General features: G+C 63.7%; 21 protein-coding genes and 1 tRNA gene. 14 read left to right on the top strand and 8 right to left on the bottom strand.

Features of this window, described 5'->3' with window-relative positions; all coding sequences use genetic code 11:
* Window positions 1–3 precede the first annotated feature (3 nt).
* The gene (gene queE, locus B1A78_RS05510) at window positions 4–636 is read left to right on the top strand and encodes a 7-carboxy-7-deazaguanine synthase (protein ID WP_077145993.1); all 633 of its coding nucleotides are present in this window, start codon (window positions 4–6) and stop codon (window positions 634–636) included.
* A 4-nt stretch (window positions 637–640) separates the two neighbouring features.
* On the opposite strand, the gene B1A78_RS05505 is transcribed toward queE, so the two are convergent.
* The gene (locus B1A78_RS05505; RefSeq protein ID WP_077145992.1) at window positions 641–979 is read right to left on the bottom strand and encodes a hypothetical protein; all 339 of its coding nucleotides are present in this window, start codon (window positions 977–979) and stop codon (window positions 641–643) included.
* A gap of 9 nt (window positions 980–988) precedes the next feature.
* Window positions 989–1642 (bottom strand): lipoyl(octanoyl) transferase LipB, encoded by a 654-nt coding sequence (gene lipB, locus B1A78_RS05500; RefSeq protein WP_077145991.1) that lies wholly within the window; start codon window positions 1640–1642, stop codon window positions 989–991.
* Between the two features lie 127 nt (window positions 1643–1769).
* Here lipB and B1A78_RS05495 point away from each other — a divergent pair, with 127 nt between their 5' ends.
* Together B1A78_RS05495 and B1A78_RS05490 are read left to right on the top strand one after the other, a co-directional pair.
* Window positions 1770–2588, top strand: a complete 819-nt coding sequence (locus tag B1A78_RS05495) for a glycerophosphoryl diester phosphodiesterase membrane domain-containing protein (RefSeq protein WP_077145990.1) — start codon at window positions 1770–1772, stop codon at window positions 2586–2588.
* A 123-nt stretch (window positions 2589–2711) separates the two neighbouring features.
* On the top strand, window positions 2712–3587 hold the full coding sequence (locus tag B1A78_RS05490; protein WP_077145989.1) for a hypothetical protein: 876 nt from the start codon (window positions 2712–2714) through the stop codon (window positions 3585–3587).
* A 57-nt stretch (window positions 3588–3644) separates the two neighbouring features.
* On the opposite strand, the gene hemF is transcribed toward B1A78_RS05490, so the two are convergent.
* Both hemF and B1A78_RS05480 read right to left on the bottom strand, forming a co-directional pair.
* Window positions 3645–4505 carry an oxygen-dependent coproporphyrinogen oxidase gene (gene hemF / locus B1A78_RS05485; RefSeq protein ID WP_077145988.1) on the bottom strand — a complete coding sequence of 287 codons (861 nt, stop codon included), beginning with the start codon at window positions 4503–4505 and terminating at the stop codon, window positions 3645–3647.
* On the bottom strand, window positions 4502–4960 hold the full coding sequence (locus tag B1A78_RS05480) for a tRNA (cytidine(34)-2'-O)-methyltransferase (protein WP_077145987.1): 459 nt from the start codon (window positions 4958–4960) through the stop codon (window positions 4502–4504). The genes hemF and B1A78_RS05480 overlap by 4 nt, the downstream gene beginning before the upstream one ends.
* Window positions 4961–5182: 222 nt before the next feature.
* On the opposite strand from B1A78_RS05480, the gene petA reads away from it, so the two are divergent.
* Genes petA through B1A78_RS05460 form a run of 4 tightly spaced genes read left to right on the top strand, consistent with a single transcriptional unit; the run spans window position 5183 to window position 8453 of the window.
* Window positions 5183–5740: a ubiquinol-cytochrome c reductase iron-sulfur subunit gene (gene petA, locus B1A78_RS05475; RefSeq protein WP_077145986.1), complete on the top strand. Its 558-nt coding sequence runs from the start codon at window positions 5183–5185 to the stop codon at window positions 5738–5740.
* Window positions 5741–5753: 13 nt separating this feature from the next.
* Window positions 5754–7034, top strand: a complete 1281-nt coding sequence (locus B1A78_RS05470; RefSeq protein ID WP_077145985.1) for a cytochrome b/b6 — start codon at window positions 5754–5756, stop codon at window positions 7032–7034.
* 31 nt (window positions 7035–7065) lie between these two features.
* A complete protein-coding gene (locus tag B1A78_RS05465) occupies window positions 7066–7875 on the top strand; it encodes a cytochrome c1 (RefSeq protein WP_077145984.1) in 810 nt (269 codons plus the stop codon).
* Window positions 7876–7898: 23 nt separating this feature from the next.
* Window positions 7899–8453 (top strand): adenine phosphoribosyltransferase, encoded by a 555-nt coding sequence (locus tag B1A78_RS05460; protein WP_077145983.1) that lies wholly within the window; start codon window positions 7899–7901, stop codon window positions 8451–8453.
* Between the two features lie 22 nt (window positions 8454–8475).
* Here B1A78_RS05460 and B1A78_RS23080 read toward each other — a convergent pair whose 3' ends face one another.
* Complete coding sequence (locus tag B1A78_RS23080) at window positions 8476–9642, bottom strand: GGDEF domain-containing protein (RefSeq protein WP_256837491.1); 1167 nt, start codon at window positions 9640–9642, stop codon at window positions 8476–8478.
* Window positions 9643–9812: 170 nt separating this feature from the next.
* Entirely contained in the window at window positions 9813–10577 is a 765-nt protein-coding gene (locus tag B1A78_RS05450; protein ID WP_077145982.1) for a DUF1134 domain-containing protein, read from the bottom strand.
* A 252-nt stretch (window positions 10578–10829) separates the two neighbouring features.
* Here B1A78_RS05450 and B1A78_RS05445 point away from each other — a divergent pair.
* Both B1A78_RS05445 and B1A78_RS05440 read left to right on the top strand, forming a co-directional pair.
* A tRNA-Ser gene (locus B1A78_RS05445) sits at window positions 10830–10922 on the top strand.
* 159 nt (window positions 10923–11081) lie between these two features.
* Window positions 11082–12440 (top strand): integrase arm-type DNA-binding domain-containing protein, encoded by a 1359-nt coding sequence (locus tag B1A78_RS05440; protein ID WP_256837490.1) that lies wholly within the window; start codon window positions 11082–11084, stop codon window positions 12438–12440.
* An 18-nt stretch (window positions 12441–12458) separates the two neighbouring features.
* Here the strand turns inward: B1A78_RS05440 and B1A78_RS05435 are convergent, their stop codons facing one another.
* On the bottom strand, window positions 12459–12701 hold the full coding sequence (locus B1A78_RS05435) for an AlpA family transcriptional regulator (protein ID WP_077145981.1): 243 nt from the start codon (window positions 12699–12701) through the stop codon (window positions 12459–12461).
* A 104-nt stretch (window positions 12702–12805) separates the two neighbouring features.
* Entirely contained in the window at window positions 12806–13573 is a 768-nt protein-coding gene (locus B1A78_RS05430; RefSeq protein WP_077145980.1) for a transcriptional regulator domain-containing protein, read from the bottom strand.
* Window positions 13574–13779: 206 nt separating this feature from the next.
* On the opposite strand from B1A78_RS05430, the gene B1A78_RS05425 reads away from it, so the two are divergent.
* From B1A78_RS05425 to B1A78_RS22550, 5 genes are all read left to right on the top strand, one after another.
* Window positions 13780–14523 (top strand): LuxR family transcriptional regulator, encoded by a 744-nt coding sequence (locus tag B1A78_RS05425; RefSeq protein WP_083733869.1) that lies wholly within the window; start codon window positions 13780–13782, stop codon window positions 14521–14523.
* A gap of 79 nt (window positions 14524–14602) precedes the next feature.
* Window positions 14603–15220: an acyl-homoserine-lactone synthase gene (locus tag B1A78_RS05420; RefSeq protein WP_077145979.1), complete on the top strand. Its 618-nt coding sequence runs from the start codon at window positions 14603–14605 to the stop codon at window positions 15218–15220.
* Window positions 15221–15233: 13 nt separating this feature from the next.
* Entirely contained in the window at window positions 15234–16130 is an 897-nt protein-coding gene (locus tag B1A78_RS05415) for a phytanoyl-CoA dioxygenase family protein (RefSeq protein WP_077145978.1), read from the top strand.
* Window positions 16127–16750, top strand: a complete 624-nt coding sequence (locus tag B1A78_RS05410; RefSeq protein WP_144037697.1) for a GntR family transcriptional regulator — start codon at window positions 16127–16129, stop codon at window positions 16748–16750. The genes B1A78_RS05415 and B1A78_RS05410 overlap by 4 nt, the downstream gene beginning before the upstream one ends.
* Window positions 16751–16846: 96 nt before the next feature.
* The gene (locus B1A78_RS22550) at window positions 16847–16984 is read left to right on the top strand and encodes a hypothetical protein (protein WP_179101984.1); all 138 of its coding nucleotides are present in this window, start codon (window positions 16847–16849) and stop codon (window positions 16982–16984) included.
* Window positions 16985–17024: the final 40 nt, after the last annotated feature.

Below are 17024 nucleotides of genomic sequence, written 5' to 3'. Positions count from 1 at the left end.
CGCATGGCCTATGCGGTCAAGGAAATCTTCCTCACCTTGCAGGGCGAGGGGGCGCAGGCGGGGCGCCGTGCGGTGTTCTGCCGCTTTTCGGGCTGCAATCTGTGGACCGGGCGCGAAAAGGATCGTGCCAAGGCTGTCTGCCAATTCTGCGACACCGACTTTGTCGGCACCGACGGTACGCTCGGCGGCAAATATAAGGACGCGGGCACGCTGGCCGTGACGATCGCCGCAAGCTGGGGCGATGGCGCCGACGACCGCTATGTCGTGCTGACCGGCGGCGAGCCGATGCTGCAGGTCGATGCGGCATTGATCGATGCGCTGCATGCCGAGGGTTTCACCATCGCGATCGAAAGCAACGGGACCTTCGCGGTGCCGCGCAGCATCGACTGGATCTGCATAAGCCCGAAGGCGGGCAGCGAACTGGTCCAGACGAGCGGCGATGAACTGAAGCTCGTCTGGCCGCAGCCGGGCAGCGACGTGGCGCGCTTCGCGACGCTCGATTTTGCGCATCTGCTGGTCCAGCCGCTCGACGACCCCAATGCCGCGGCCAATGTCCAGGCCTGCATCGACCTGGTGATGGACGATCCCCGTTGGCGCCTGTCGCTCCAGGCGCACAAGAGCCTCGGGCTGCGCTAGACGTTTATTCGCCGGCCTTCTTGGCGGGCGCGGGCGTTTCGGCCTTTTTGGCGACGGGCGACGAGATGGTTTCGGCACCGTCGCCGGTCGTCGCGGTTTCGTCGGTAGCCTCGTCGGTGCTGTCCTCGGTCTTCGCGGCGGGCTTGGCGCTGCCGTCGTCGGGCACGCTATTGTCGACCGCCGTCCCGTCGCCGCTCGCATCGTCGAGGATGATCATCGAATCGCTGATCGTGCCGGGCTCGACCTCGACTGCGTTCAGCTGCGATGTCGTCTTGCCCGCGGGCTCGCTGCCGCAGGCGGCCAGGGCGAAGAGCAGGAGCGAGGGAAGGATGATGCGGGTCATGGCTGCTTCCTAGGCGCTGGCCGAAATTTTGTCGAGAAAGGCGGGCAGGGCATTCGCCAGCGCGGCATCGACCTCGGCGAACCCGGCCGTTTTGCCGAGCGCGGCGAGGCTGGTCACCGGAAATTCGGCGATCCCGCACGGCACGATGCCGCCGAAGTGCGCCAAGTCGGGTGCGACGTTGAGCGAGACGCCGTGCATCGTCACCCAGCGCTTCACGCGCACGCCGATCGCGCCGATCTTGGCCTCGCGGCCGAATTCGTCGTCGGTCCAGATGCCGATGCGGCCCTCCGCGCGGCGCGCTTCGACCCCGAGCTCGGCGAGCGCGTCGATCACCCAGCCTTCGAGCGCCGACACATAGGCGCGCACGTCGCGGCCGCGTTGCGCCAGGTTGAGCTGGACATAGCCGACGCGCTGGCCGGGGCCGTGATAGGTGTAACGTCCGCCGCGCCCTGCGTCATAGACCGGGAAGCGCGGATCGAGCAGTTCGGCGGGATCGGAGCTGGTGCCGGCGGTGTAGAGCGGCGGATGTTCGAGCAGCCAGATGCGCTCGCCCGCCTCGCCGGCATAAATGGCGGCGGCGCGTGCCTCCATGTCGGCGAGCGCGGCGGGGTAATCGGTCAGACCCGGCGATACGGTCCATTCGGGTAACGAGGAAAGGCTCATCGCGCGCCTCCTGCGCCCGTGCGCGATCGAGTGCAAGCGCCGCGTGCTAAATCGTTAACATGGCTGGACAACGCGCGCCAAGGCGGTCAGTCTCCCGGTCCGGAAATTGAGCAGAGACGGGATATAGATGCCAAAGTTCGATATGGGTGCGGCGTGGGACGACAGCATGGTGTTGCTCAAGTCGCACAGCGCGCTGACTCTCACCATCGCGGCGGTGTTCCTCTTCCTGCCGACGCTGGCGGTTTCGTGGTTCGGCCCGGTGCCGCTCGAGCCCGTTGCCAATGCGACGTTCCAGCAGATGATGGCGACCTTGCAGGAAAGTGCGCGTCAGGCGATTCCCTATCAGCTGCTCACCGGCGTGATCGGTGCGATCGGCGGGGTCGGTATCATGCGGCTCTGGTTGTCGCACACGGGCATCAGCGTCGGCGACGCGCTGGTCTTCGCGCTCAAGATGGTGCCGACGATGATCGCGGTCCAGCTGATCCTTGGCATCGGGGTCGGGGTGATCGCGCTGGGGCTGTTCCTGCCCGGGATCGCCGCGGGCGGCGGCGCGATCGGCGCGCTGCTGCTGTTCGTCGCCGCGCTGCTGTTCCTCGGCATCTGTTTCTATCTGTGGGGCCGGCTCGCGGTGACGTCGCCGGTGCTGGTCGACCGCACCTTGTTCAATCCGCTCGCTGCGATCCAGGAAAGCTGGCGGCTGACCAAGGACAATGGCTGGCGGATTGCGCTGTTCATGTTCCTCGTCACGCTCGTGGTGCTGATCGTTGCGGTCATGCTGGGCGGCCTAGTCGCCGCGCTCGTCGGCACGGGCGATGGCATCGGGCGGATGCTGACCGGGCTGGTTGAAGGCGGGGTCGCCGCCGTCGGCGGTATCGTCTCCGCCGCGATCAGCGCTGCCTCCTATCGCCAGCTGGCGCTGCGCGGTGGGAGCGAGATATTTTCGTGACCGATCGGTCGGTGCCGTTTTTCCGTTACGGCATGAAGTGATCGCAATCACGACGACAACCCGCTAGGCAGGATATCGGGCGCACAAGAAGGAATAAGGAAGAATTCAACAAAGGGGGAAATCATGGTCAAAATGAGTGTCGGTGCCGCTTTTTCGGAGACCTTCGGGTTCCTGAAAACCAACTGGATGCAGATGCTGTTATGGCTGGGGGGCGCGGTCGTCGTCGTCTGCCTGCTCGGCTGGTTGCTGTTGCGCAATGCGATGATGACCATGATGATGGCGCAGGGCGATCCATCCGCCGCCTTTGGCGCCTTCGGATCGTTCATCCTCTTCGGCTTCATCGCGGGGACGATCGTCTATGCGGCGAGCCTGCTGATCTGGCGAACCGGTCTCGTTGGCGGCGAACCCGCCAGCGACATCGGCTGGGGCCTTGGCGCGGGCTTCGCGCTGATGCTCGGCAATTTCGTAGTGCAGATCGGCGTGATGATCCTGTTCTACATTGTTCTGTTCATCGTCGGTCTGCTCGCCATCGGCGTATTCGGCGCCAGCGGCCTGTCGCCCGAGGCGTTCGCCAGCGGCGGGGCATCGGCAGGACTGATCCTGTTCGGGATCATCTTCTATATCGCGATCATCGTCTTTTTCCTGTGGTTCTTCGGGCGCCTCACCGCCGCAGGGCCGCTGATGGCGGTGAACCGGTCGTCGAATCCCTTCTCGGCGTTCGCCGAATCGTGGAAGCTGACGAGCGCGTCGCAGTGGACGATCGTCGGCTTCAACTTCGTGATGATCCTGCTCTTCCTCGTCTTCATCTTCGTGGTGTCGATGGTGTTCGGCGGGCTGTCGAGCACGATGATGACGCCCGATGCTGGCGCGGGTGCGGTGGTCGGCCTGCTGCTGATGGCGCTGATCGTCTATGTGCCGGTGATCCTGGTGTCGGTGTCGATGCCCGCCGGCATCTATCGCTGCATTGGGACTCAGGGTTCGCCCGACGTCTTCGCCTGAGGCTCGTCGATCAAGATAACAGGAAGGGCGCTCCGGTAACGGGGCGCCCTTTTTGCATCAGTTCCACTTGGCGAGCGGGGGCAGGCTCATCAGGATCGCGTCGATATTGCCGCCGGTCTTGAGCCCGAACAGCGTGCCGCGGTCGTAGACGAGGTTGAATTCGGCATAGCGGCCGCGCCAGATCAGCTGCGCCTCGCGCTCTTCTTCGGTGAAGGGCAGGCCCATGCGGCGCCGGACGATCTGGGGGAAGACGTCCAGAAACGCTTCGCCCACTGCGCGGGTGAGTTCGAAATTGCGGTCGAACTCGGCATCGTCGCCCGATTCGAGATGATCGTAGAAGATGCCGCCAACGCCCCGATGGACGCCGCGGTGCGGGATGTAGAAATAATCCTCGGCCCATTTGGCATAGCGTTCATAGACGTCGGGACCGAAGGGGGCGCAGGCGGCGCGCAGCCGGGCGTGGAAGGCGTTGGTATCCTCGGCATAGGGAATCGGGGGGTTGAGGTCGGCGCCGCCGCCGAACCAGCGCCGCGTCGTGACGAGGAAGCGCGTGTTCATATGCACCGCCGGGACATGCGGGTTCGCCATATGCGCGACGAGGCTGATCCCGGTCGCGAAAAAGCTGGGATCCTCGGCGGCACCATGGATCGAGGCGGCGAAATCGGGCGCGAATTGGCCGCCCACGGTCGAGACATTGACCCCGACCTTTTCGAACACCTGACCCGTCATCACCCCGCGCACGCCGCCACCACCGGCGCCGGGCTCCAGCCCCTCGGCCTCGCGGTCCCACGGCGTATAGGAAAAGCGCGCCTCGCTGCCGGCTTCGGCCTCGATCGCCTCGAACTCGGCGCAGATCCGGTCGCGCAACGATTCGAACCAGTTGCGGGCAGCCTGTTGCTGGGGGTCGAGCAAAATCATGCGGGAAAACCTTTCGTCTGCCTGAGCGCCTCGGCGAGCGCGATGCCAGCCGCGACCGCGACATTCAAGGAGCGAAAGTCCCTGTGCATCGGAATCGCGACGCGCGCGGTGACCGCGTCATGGACATGATGCGGAACGCCGCTGCTCTCTGATCCGAACAGCAGGATGTCGCCTGGATCGAAATCAAAATGCGGCAGCGGCGTCGCACCGGCGGTCGTCAGGAGGACGAGGCGCTGGCCGCCGATCTGCGACCATTGCCGGAATGCATTCCAGTCGGGATGGCGCCGGACATTGGCGCGGACCGCATAGTCCATGCCGGCGCGCTTCAACGCGCCGTCCGAAAAGGGAAAGCCGCACGGCTCGATAATATGTGCAGGCACGCCGAAACAGGCGGCGGTGCGCAGCGTGGTGCCGACATTGCCCGCGATGTCGGGCTGAAACAGGGCGATTTCCATGCGCGCTTCATAAGGCGCCAGCCCGCGCAAATCGAGGGGCCGGGCGATGGTGCCTGCAAGCGGTTCGCAAAGGGGAAATTGCCTGTTGGCAAGCCCCGACTGTGTCGCTATCAGGCCCGCAATTCCCGGAGGGGCCGCCGGGGCGCGTGCTTTCGCATGCGCGCAAAAAGGGTGGCCCTTTCCCCGGGGAAATTGTCAGTTCAGCCAGGCAAGGGCAATCGAATGGCCAGTGAAACCGAAGCCGCCGCAGTCATCGACGACGGAGTCCGTCGCCGCGACTTCATCAATATCGCGGCGGTCAGCTTCGCGGGGGTCGGCGCGGCCGCCGTCGTCCTGCCGCTGGTCAACCAGATGAACCCGTCGGCTGACGTGCTCGCGCTGTCGACCACCGAAATCGACATTTCGGCGATCCAGCCCGGCCAGGCGATCAAGACCAGCTGGCGCAAGCAGCCGGTGTTTGTGCGCAACCTCGTCGCGAAGGAAATCGCCGAAGCCAAGGCGGTGCCGCTCGGCGACCTGCGCGATCCCGAAACGATCGACCAGCGTACGAAGCCCGGCAAGGAAAACTGGCTGATCACGCTCGGCGTCTGCACCCATTTGGGTTGCGTGCCGCTCGGCGCCGCCGAGGGCGAGAATCGCGGCGATTTCGGCGGTTATTTCTGCCCGTGCCACGGGTCGCACTACGACACCGCGGCGCGCATCCGCAAAGGTCCGGCACCCAAAAATCTGGTTGTGCCGCCCTATGAATTTACCAGCGACACCGTCGTGACGATCGGCTGAGGAGCGAGATAAGATGAGCTTTCCCTGGGCCAAGAACTACGAACCGCAGCTGCCGCTGATGAAGTGGCTGGACGAGAAGCTGCCGCTGCCGCGCCTCGTCTATAACGCGGTCGGCGCCGGCTATCCGGTGCCGCGCAACCTCAACTATTTCTGGAACTTCGGCGTCCTCGCCGGCGCCGCGCTGGCGATCCAGATCATCACCGGCATCGTGCTGGCGATGCATTATGCCGCCAATGCGGGCGTCGCCTTCAACTCGGTCGAGCATATCATGCGCGACGTGAATGCCGGCTGGTTCATCCGCTATGCGCATATGAACGGCGCGAGCATGTTCTTCATCGTCGTCTATCTCCACATCTTCCGCGGCCTTTTCTACGGTTCGTACAAGGCGCCGCGCGAAATGGTGTGGCTGCTCGGCGTGGTGATCTTCCTTCTCATGATGGCGACCGCCTTCATGGGCTACGTCCTTCCCTGGGGCCAGATGAGCTTCTGGGGCGCGCAGGTGATTACCGGCTTCTTCTCGGCGATCCCGCTGGTCGGCGAACCGGTCCGCGAATGGCTGCTCGGCGGCTTCGTCCCCGACAACGCCACGCTCAACCGCTTCTTCTCGCTGCACTATCTGCTGCCGTTCGTGATCGCGGGTGTCATCATCCTGCACATCTGGGCGCTGCACATCCCGGGTTCGTCGAACCCGACGGGCATCGAGGTGAAGGACGAACAGGACACCGTACCGTTCCACCCCTATTACACCGCGAAGGACGGCTTCGGGCTCGGCATCTTCCTCATCATCTTCGCGCTGCTGACCTTCTTCAGCCCGAACACGCTGGGTCATGCCGACAACTATATCCCGGCGAACTCGCTTTCGACCCCGGCGCATATCGTGCCCGAATGGTACTTCCTGCCCTTCTATGCGATCCTGAAGGCCTTCACCTTCAACTTCCTGTGGATCGACGCGAAGCTGTGGGGCGTCATCGCGATGTTCGCATCGATCGCCGTGCTGTTCTTCCTGCCCTGGCTCGACAGCTCGCCGGTCAAGTCGTCGACCTATCGTCCGCTGTACCGGATCTTCTTCTGGATCCTCGTCGTCGACGTCCTGCTGCTCGGCTATTGCGGCATGCAGCCGGCCGAACAGCCCTATGTGATCCTCAGCCAGCTTGGCGCGATCTATTATTTCGCCCACTTCCTGGTGATCCTGCCGATCGTGTCGCGCATCGAACGTCCGCTGCCGATGCCCAATTCGATCACCGAGGCGGTTCTCGCCAAGCATGCCGACAAAACGTCGGACGCCACGGCCTGAGCGCCGGACTTTAACAGGAGCTGATACAGCCATGGTTCGCCCGCTCGGATTTCTCGTCGGCCTCGGTTTCATTACCGCGCTGGTGCTCGCGATTCTCACGACGCCGCTCAGCAATGAAGAGAATGTCGCCCATTCGTTCCACGAACACCCCAAGCATCTGAAGCTCGCGAGCGACGGCCTGCTGCCCCATTGGGACAAGCAGCAGCTGCAGCGCGGCATGCAGGTGTACAAGGAGGTCTGCTCGGCCTGTCACGGCCTGCACCTCGTCGCCTTCCGCGACATCGAGGCGCTCGGCTACACCCCTGGTCAGGTCAAGACCTTTGCCAAGGGTTTCCAGGTTCCGTCGATCAACCCCGACACGGGTGAGCCGGCGACGCGCGACGGCCTGCCGTCGGATTATTTCCCGTCGCCCTATGCCAACGAAACCGCCGCGCGCGCCGCGAACAACAATGCGCTGCCGCCGGACCTTTCGCTGATCACCAAGGCGCGCGAAGGCGGCAAGGACTATGTCTATTCGCTGCTGACCGGGTTCCAGAACCCGCCGGCGAACCTGCCCGCCGAACTCAAGCCGGGCACGGGGCTGCACTACAACCCCTATTTCGCGAACCTCAACCTCGCGATGGCGCCGCCGCTGGCTCCGAACCAGGTGACCTACGCCGACGGCACCAAGGCGACCGTCGACCAGATGTCGAAGGACGTCACCGCGTTCCTCGTCTGGACCGCCGAGCCCAAGCTGGTGAAGCGCGTGCAGGTCGGCTGGGCTGTCGTGATCTTCCTGTCGATCTTCAGCATCCTCGCCTATCTGTCGTACCGGAACATCTGGGCCGACAAGAAGCATTGAGCGGACAGGGGAGGGCGCGCCCGATGATCGCCCTCCCGCCGCAGCCGGACCTCGACCTCGCGTCGCTGGTCCGCACTATCCCCGACTTTCCCAAGCCGGGCATCCAGTTTCGTGACATCACGACCCTGATCGGCGACGCCGCCGGCTTTTCGGAAGCCGTGCGGCGTTTGTCCGTTCGCGCGGCCGACTATCGCCCCGATCTGATCGTCGCGGTCGAGGCGCGCGGCTTCCTGTTTGGCGCGGCGATGGCAACCGCGATGGGCCTCGGCCTCGTCCCGGTGCGCAAGGCGGGCAAACTGCCCGGCGTCACCATCGGGGTCGATTATGAGCTCGAATATGGCGTCGACCGGCTCGAACTCCACGAAGGCGCGGTACTGCCCGGCCACCGGGTCGTGCTGGTCGACGATCTGCTCGCGACCGGCGGCACGATCCTCGCGACGGCGGAATTGATGCGTAATGCCGGGGCGGAGGTCGCGGCGGCGATGTTCGTCATCGACCTGCCCGACTTGGGCGGCTCGCAGCGGCTGATCGGCGCGGGGCTGGCTTGCGAGACCTTGATCGCCTTCGACGGCGACTAGCGGCATCGCGTCGCGCGCCGGCTCAGGCGGCGATATCGGCCTTGGCGGCGTCGGCCTCTGCGCAGAAGAGTGCCCGGGCCTTTCCGCCCGCCTTCGCGCGATACAACGCGCCGTCGGCGCAGGCGAGCAGTCGTTCGAGTTCGATCCCGAGCTTGGGGGCGGTCGCAATGCCGACGCTGACCGAAATCAACATCTCGATCTCGTCGACCAGATAGGGTTTGCCGATCTCGCGGATGATGCGGCGGGCCAGCAGTTCGGCTTCGCTCTCGTCGCTCAGATCGACTTGCAGGACGACGAATTCGTCGCCGCCGAGCCGCGCGACCACGTCCTCGCTGCGCACGATGCGCTCGAGCCGGCGCGCCACCTGCTCGAGCAAGGCGTCGCCCGCAGGATGGCCAAAGCGGTCGTTGATCGCCTTGAAGCCGTCGAGGTCGAGATAATGCAGCGCGACGAGATGCTTGGTGCGCAGCGCGGTCGCGGCGTGTTGCTGGAAGAGTTCGCGCAGCAGCAGCCGGTTCGAAAGCCCGGTGAGCGCGTCGGTCCGGGCGAGTTTCGCCATGTCGTGCCGCGCGGTGTGATGCTCGACCGCCGACCGGTACAGATGTCCGACCGTCTGGAGGCTGAGCCCGGTGATCATCGCGACGATGAAGGCCTCGATCAGGAACAGCTCGGAATGCAGCAGGGTCGCGTGCGAGGTGAGGGCGTGCAACGCGAGCGCTATGATCGTCGGCACGGTGGCAAGCAGCAGGCTGGTCACACAGATGGCCGGGCGTACCGAGGTGCGTGACACGATGCCGGCGCCGAAGCTGAACACCAGGCTGACCGTGATGAGGTGGAGCAGCGGATAATGGGAAGAGATCGCAACGACGTTGAGCAGCGCGAGGAGGATCGCGGAGGCATAGTTGCCGATCGCATAGCGGCGCTCCCAGCGCCGCAGCGTGTCGAAGTCGTCCACGGGACCCGAACGACCATAAGCGCGCAGGGTCGCGAGGCGCAGAAACGTGGTCAGGGCGCCTAGGCCGGCAAGCACGAGCAGGAAGCCGTTGCCGAGTTCGAGGCCGACCAGCACGCAGATGCCGACGAAGACCGCCCCGAGCCCGAAGATGGGGACGGCCATGCTGTAAAGCATGTCCACGAAGTCGCGGTACACGGGCAAGGGCAGCGCCGCCGGGCTTGGGAAGATACGCAAGCGCAGAGGGGGCTTGATCGGGGCGGGGGAATCCGATCGTCTCATGCGGCGATTGTGCGCCGATAAAGTTAATGTCGGGTAACGGGGTCCGCGGCGTCGCCGGCCGCCGTGGGCATAAAAAAGGCCCGCGCCTCGGGCGCGGGCCGTCGCCCCGGATAAGCGGCCGGGTCTTAGAAGGGCACCCAGTTCTGTTTCTTGCGGAACTTCATATAGCCGACATTGGCACCGAGCCGGGCGCCGACGCCGACGCGGATCGGGATCAGCACGACGTCGCCGCGGCGCAGGTAGGAGGCGTTGAAGCCGCCGATCAGATAGGCGGCGCCTTCGCCGGCCGGATAACGCTTGTAGAGGTCCTGCGTGTCGAAGAGATTATAGACGAGGACGAAGGTGTTGCCGGCGTTGGCACCCGCGTCGAACCCGATCGACGGACCGGTCCAGTAGGCGGGCATCTCGCCCTCGATCTTGTGGAACAGCGTGCCCGAGCCATAGCGCACGCCGAGGACCAGCGCCCCGCCGGCTTCGCGGCCGACGATATAGGCATTGGGTTCGCCCTGTTTCTTCAGGATATCCTCGATCAGGCTGGCGAGCCCCTGCGCGCCCTTGCCGAACACGCCCTCGGCGGCGCCGATCAGATCGTCCTTCTTGTACGTCGTTCCCGGCGCGGCGTTGGTCGCGGCGGCTTCTGGATTCGTCACGGTCGTCGTCGTGGGGTCGGTCGAGGTCACCTGGTCGCCCGTCGCGAGGTCGCTGTCATAGCTTGTGTCGCCGCTCACCGTGTCGGTCGCGGGCGGCGGCGGGGTCGGATTGTCGAGGTCGGCATCGATCGCGCTGTTGGGATCGATCTCGGTCATCTGTGCCGCCGCGGGCAGCGGCGACAGCGCAAGGCCAATCGACGCGATGGCCATCACGGCAAGGCTGGAAAGCGACGTTCGCATGATATTCCCCCAAATTCCGGGCCGGCGACGCGCTATCGCGCCGCGAGGCTGTGTTTACCATGACTCTCCTATTGGCGGGCGGGCAATGAACCGGCGATGACCTGAGTCGATTTTGCGCCAGACCGAATCGATTTCGGCGACGGGCCGAAAATCCGACGGCAAAAAAAGAGCAATGTTTGCCGTTGCGGCGCGCGAGACGGCTGGCTATAGCGCCCGCCTGAGCCAGCCTGTCGTTAGCGCGACAGACCATGCGGAGACGTGGGTGAGTGGCTGAAACCAACGGTTTGCTAAACCGTCGTACTGGTAAATCCGGTACCGAGGGTTCGAATCCCTCCGTCTCCGCCACCTACCCCTCCATGGGGGTCCACAACAGTCCACCGATCTTGCTGTTTTCCTAGGAAATCCGACGCTTCGTGGCCCGGGTCGTTCGCAGCCGTCCACACGCCTCCGCCACTCGGGAGGTTCGGCCGCGTGGTCCCGGTTTTTGAAAACGTGGTCTCGGAGATGAGCATGCTGAACGATGCAAAGATTCGCGCTGCAAAGGCACGCGCAAAACCCTATAAACTCACCGACAGTCACCGGCTCTACCTGCTGGTCACCCCCACCGGATCGAAGCTCTGGAAATGGGGCTATCGATATGGCGAAAAGCAAAAGACTATGTCTTTCGGCATTTATCCGGGGGTCGGCTTGCTCGATGCGCGGTCGAAGCGCGACGAAGCCCGTCGCCAGCTGGACGAAGGGCACGACCCGGCTGTCGTCAAGAGACTGAAAGTGGCAGCGAACCTCGAAGCTGGCCGTACGACTTTCGAGCTGGTGGCGCGGGACTGGCATGCGACGTTCAAAACACAATGGGCGGTTCGTCACGCCGCCGACATCCTGCGAAGTCTTGAGCATGATGTCTTTCCGTCCATCGGCTCTCTTCCGATCGCGAGCCTGACGCCGCCGGCGATATTCGACCTCCTGAAGGCAATGGAAGATCGCGGGGCAGGCGAGTCGGCAAAGCGTGTCCGTCAGCGGATTTCCGCAATATTCGGCTATGCCATGGCGGTCGGTAAGGCCGAGTGTGATCCTGCTGAAAAACTCGGCGCCGCGCTGAAGCCTGTGAGGAAGGGCCGTCAGCCGGCGATCGTTGAGCTCGGGCCGCTCCAGAAAATGATCAACGATGCGGAAGAAGATTATGCCCGGCCTGTGACGCGGCTTGCGCTGCGCTTACTGGCACTGACCGCTGTCAGACCCGGTGAACTCCGCGGCGCCCGCTGGGAAGAATTCGAGGACCTCGACGGCAAATATCCGCTCTGGCGAATCCCGGCAGCGCGGATGAAGGGCGGTATCGAGCGCAAGGAAGAAGACGGAGGCGATCATCTGGTGCCGCTGGCGCCGCAGTCCGTCGAAGTCTTGTGCGCTCTCTGGCCCCTGACAGGCGACGGTGAACTTCTCTTTCCGGGCAATCGGTTCGCGCACCGGCCGATGAGCGAAAATGCGATCGGTTACCTGCTGAACCGCGCGGGCTACCATGGGCATCATGTCCCGCACGGTTTTCGTGCTGCCTTCTCGACGATCATGAACGAGTGGGCGAAGCGCGAGGGTGACAGGGACGACCGTTCAGCTATCGATCTCATGCTGGCACATATTCCCAAGCAAGTCAGCGAAAGCGAGGGCGCATATAACCGCGCTGCCTACATGCCGCGGCGGCGCGAGCTTGCTTGTATCTGGGCCGACATGCTGACGGAGAAGCTGCCTGCGCCCCGCGTCCTGGTTGAGCGTCCCGCCAAGCCCTTGGCGGAGGATTCGCGGCGGCGGGTGCCGGAAGCTGTTCCCAAGGGGTTCCGTTTTTCCAACAATTCTGCAGGTCGCGCAGTATGACGACTGGAGCGGAAGGTCTCAGACCTTCCGCTTCTTTCCCTCGAAGCCGTCTTTGACCTCGTCGATCCAGGCGGTGATCTCCCGGTCGCTCCAGCGTGCAGTCGCCGGAGTGATCTTGTAGGGAGGTGGGAAGCTGCCGGCCCTGATCATCTCGTAGATCATCGACTTGCCAAGTCCGACGCGCCGCTTGACTTCATCGAGCCGAACGAGCCGCTCTGGAACCTCGAATGCTGGTTTCGGTGGGAGCGACGATTCCGACATTTGCTCTGCCGTTGGAGGGACGGCTGAACCTAGATTTCCCTGCTTTCGGCGTTAGCGTCCGCCGCGCGCATCTGAAGGCAACCCGCCGCAAAATTTGCGACTTGTCAGTTAAACCATGGACCAGCGAGTGGAGCACCAAGGTGACGGCGCGCGGCCTTGACCAGCCTTTGCACGCGAAGCCGATACGAACTGCTGTCGAGACGCCAGCGGTTTGGCGTCACCGAGTTGCCGAAGAAGGTGCGAGCCATGTCCTGCTGCGAAGCTCCGACAGCGAGTGCGTCGCCCGTTCGCAGCTCGAGAATCCATCGGGCTGCACGAACTTCCCGTGGCGCAAGGCCAACCGGTATGTCTCCGTTTCGGGTTAATGCCACAAGTCGCTTGAGCGCGGCTAATTTGGGTTCGATCGACGACAGACCTTGAAGGCGATGGTCTAGGAGCAAAGGGCCGCCGAGTAATGTGCCGTCATGAAGGTCTATCCTGATCGACCACTTCCCGTTCGTCAGAAGCCAGTGCTCGACAGCCTCATCGGCGATTTCGACGGACACAAAGGGTGCAAGAGTCCTTATGTCGAACTGATCTCCCGGGGGAGGGCGAAAACCTGCAATGCGGCTATCGAGAACATAAGGGTCGGTGAGGGGCGACCAGATCGGTTTGGCCTCCGATGCCGCCAGTACGGGGTCGACGAATGCGACGAGGCCGAATTGTGAAGGTTCGACGCCGCGATTTACGAAAGCAGAACGATATGCCGCGCTCCGGCGCAGCCACTCCCAGGCGAAGGAGCGACGATCGCAGTCGAGCAACGCCGCGTAGTTCGCGGCGCTGTGCCAGTCGGGAACCACCGGCGGTGCGTCGAGATGGATCGTCCTTTCCACACCGTTAAATATTCAGAATATTATTGAAATATTTCCAACGACTTCTGATAGGATGCTGGACTTCAGTAACAGATCGCGTGGGGGCGGTTCGATCTTTCATATTCGGCGGGCAGCTTCTTTGAGAGAGCAGCGCCCTTCCGAACTGTTTGAAAGGCGAATAAGGGCGCGGCGACTTGAGGGCGCGGTCCGATTTCGCGGGGACGAACATGCCAACGCTCGACGCGGCGCAAAGGATCGCCGTGCAGCTGACCAAGGTCGCAACAATCGCCGATATCGACGATGCGTTACGCGAAGTTTGCCGTACAATCGGCTGCAGCTTCTTCGCTCTCAGCCATCATGTCGATTTTCTCGCAGCGCCTAAGCGCGGCATCCGCATCCACAACTACCCCGAGGAATGGGCGCTGTGGTTCGACGAGCGGAGACTGGGGTTATCCGATCCTGTCCATCGGGCGAGCCAGCGGCGCCTTTCGGGCTTTTTGTGGCACGACAGGTCGGCGTTCACCCCCGAACGGCCGCAGGACGCCGATATATTGGCTCAAGCGCGAAGCCACGGGATCGGGGATGGGTTGACCGTTCCCACCCATCTGCCGGGCGAGGCACATGGGTCGGTGTCCTTTGCCTGGGGCATTGGCGAACCGGCACCTCCCGAGGCACTCTATTTTGCGCAGATGATAGGAAGCCACGCTTTCGAAGCCGCACGTTTGCTGGCCAATCCGGAGATCATGCCCCGTCGTCCCCGGCTCACGGACAGGCAGCGCGAATGCCTCATCTGGTCGGCGAGCGGCAAGTCCGACTGGTCGATATCGCAAATATTGGGCCTCAGCCGTGACACGGTGAAGGAGCATCTGCGCAACGCCCGCGCCAAATATGATGCGACCGACCGGACGACGCTCACGACCCGCGCGCTCTTTGGTGGCGACATCAGCTTCGGAGACCTCGCGGGCCGCTGATACCCCCCCGTTGTGTTATGGCGCCGGGACGATTTGCCGTTCAATTGGATTGTCTCTTTCACTCAAGGGGACAGTTCAAATGCTTCATATTGTTGATACCAATGACCGGACCCGCGAGCACAAGGTGCTCAGGTCGATGTTCGAGGCCCGCAAACATGTGTTCGTCGATCTTCTGAAATGGAACCTGCCGGTGCTCGCCGGCAAGTTCGAAGTCGATCAATTCGATGACGGCCATGCCGCCTATCTCATCGTCACCGACGTCGAGGGCAATCATCTGGCATCGGCGCGGTTGCTGAAGACGACACGCCCGGCGCTGCTCGACAGTCTCTATCCGGATCTTGTCGACGGAGTTGTCCCTAGCGGGACCGACGTCCTCGAGATCACCCGCTTCTGCCTCTCCCGCGGGGTTGGAGCGCAACTGCGCCGCAGCGCTCGAGACATGCTTCTGGTCGGGCTCGTCGATTATGCCCTCGCGAACAAGATCGGCCGCTACACGGGCGTTGCCGAGGTGGCCTGGTTCGATCAGATCCGAAGGTTCGGATGGGACTGCGAGGCGCTGGGATCGCCGCGCACCCATGATGGGCGAAGTCTTACGTCGCTCCTGATCAGGATCGACGGGAGCAGCGTCTCTAAGCTCGAGGGGGCAGGCATTGTGGCGGATACGGGGCTAGCGCTTCCGACCGCGCGCGCAGCTTGAGGGGAGAAATGTCATGAGCATCACCCCCATCGTCGCCACCGGCTTCGACGAAGTCGTCGACCTCTTCGCGGATGGATATACGATCCTGCGCGGCGCAGCCGACGCATCGAAGATCGCCGAGATCGAGGCCGACCTGGCCGACCGCTATGACGCGACGCCCTTCTGCGAGGGCGGTTTCTACGGTGAGCGCACCAAGCGGTTCGGCCGCCTGCTCATCCACTCGCCGCATATGGCGGACCTTGTTCTCAACCCGGCCATCCTCGCGATCACCGAGGCTGCGCTCGGCTCCTGGTGCGATCGGATCCAGCTCAATCTCGCGCAGGCGATCGAGATCCATCCAGGCGCGCTCGCGCAGTTCCCGCACCGCGACCAGGATATGTGGGCAGGGGAGATCGGGCGGGTCGAATATCTCGTCAATGTCATGTGGCCGCTCACGCCCTTTACCCGCGAGAATGGCGCGACGCTGATCTGGCCGGGAAGTCACGGCGCCGAGGCCCTTTCGCGCGAGGTTAAATGCGATCCGATCGTCGCGGAGGCGAACCCGGGCGACGCGATCGTCTTCCTTGGATCGACATTGCATGGCGCCGGAAGCAACCGGAGCACCGGCGTCCGGCGGGGGATCATTATCAGCTACTGTCTCGGTTGGCTCAAACCCTACGAAAACCAGTGGCTTGCCTATCCGCCCGAGATCGCGCGGACCTTTCCGGCTGAGCTCTCAGCCCTCGCGGGTTATGCGCAACACCGGCCCAACCTCGGAAATTTCGAGGGCCAATGCCCGTCGGTCCTCTTCCGCGGCTATCCGACCGACCCGCTGGCGGCGATCGACGCGCTGCGTCCCGACCAGTCGGCGATGCTCTCGGAGCATGTCGGACGGCAGCGCGCCGAGCCGGCGGGTGGAGAAGCGTCGTGAGTCCTGGCGCCCGGATGGAGCACGCCTACACCGAGCTGAAAGCGCGCGTCATGGCGGGGGAGTTCGCACCCGGGTCGAAGCTCGACCCGGGGCAACTGGCAGCCGAACTCGGGGCGAGTGCGACGCCGGTTCGCGATGCGCTGCACCGGCTCTCGGGCGAGCGGCTCGTCGACAGCTGGCATCAGGAAGGATTTCGGCAACCTTTAGTCTCGGAAGCCGATTTACGCGACCTCTACGCCTGGACCGCGATGCTGCTCGGCTACGCGCTTCGTTCTTTGACGATGCCGCCGGTCCCGCCCGATGGCCCGGTAGTTGGCGCTGATGGCGATGATTATCCCGGACGACTCGACCGTCTCTTCCGGTCGATCGCGCTCTTTTCTCCGAACCGCGAGGTCCGGCACGCGATCGCGAGCGCGGTCGATCGGCTGCACTTGGTTCGCGCGCTCGAGCATCAGACCGACCCGCTCTGCAGTGAGGCGCTCGCCGACCTTGAGGAGGACTTCCGGAGCGCACGCTGGCCCGAATTGCGCGCCAAGATCAATAGCTTCCACCGTCGCCGACTAACATGGGTCAGGCGTGTCTGCGCCGAAATGCGCAAGCGCGAAGAAGCATTAGGATAATATTCCAACTATATGAAAACTATAAAATTTCTATTCCATTTGAGGGGCGTAACTTCAGGGTGCCGCAATTCCGCGGTATAGCTGAAGGAGGGTCCCATGGACCGGAAGAACCTTGCCGAAGACGGCGTCGAAGAACTGGGCATCGCGAGCGTCGAGACGCTCGGCACCGAGCTGCCCTTTCCCGAGCCGGAAGGCCTCGACATCGTCCCGCACGGCGGCATCACCGCCGAATGACGACGTGGAGGGCGCGGGCTTCCCGCGCCCTCCATCTCAC

This window comes from Sphingopyxis sp. KK2 (assembly GCF_001990265.1).
Taxonomy (GTDB): Bacteria; Pseudomonadota; Alphaproteobacteria; order Sphingomonadales; family Sphingomonadaceae; genus Sphingopyxis.
The sequence above is the reverse complement of the archived record's forward strand: the minus strand, read 5'-3'. Positions and strand labels throughout refer to the sequence as shown.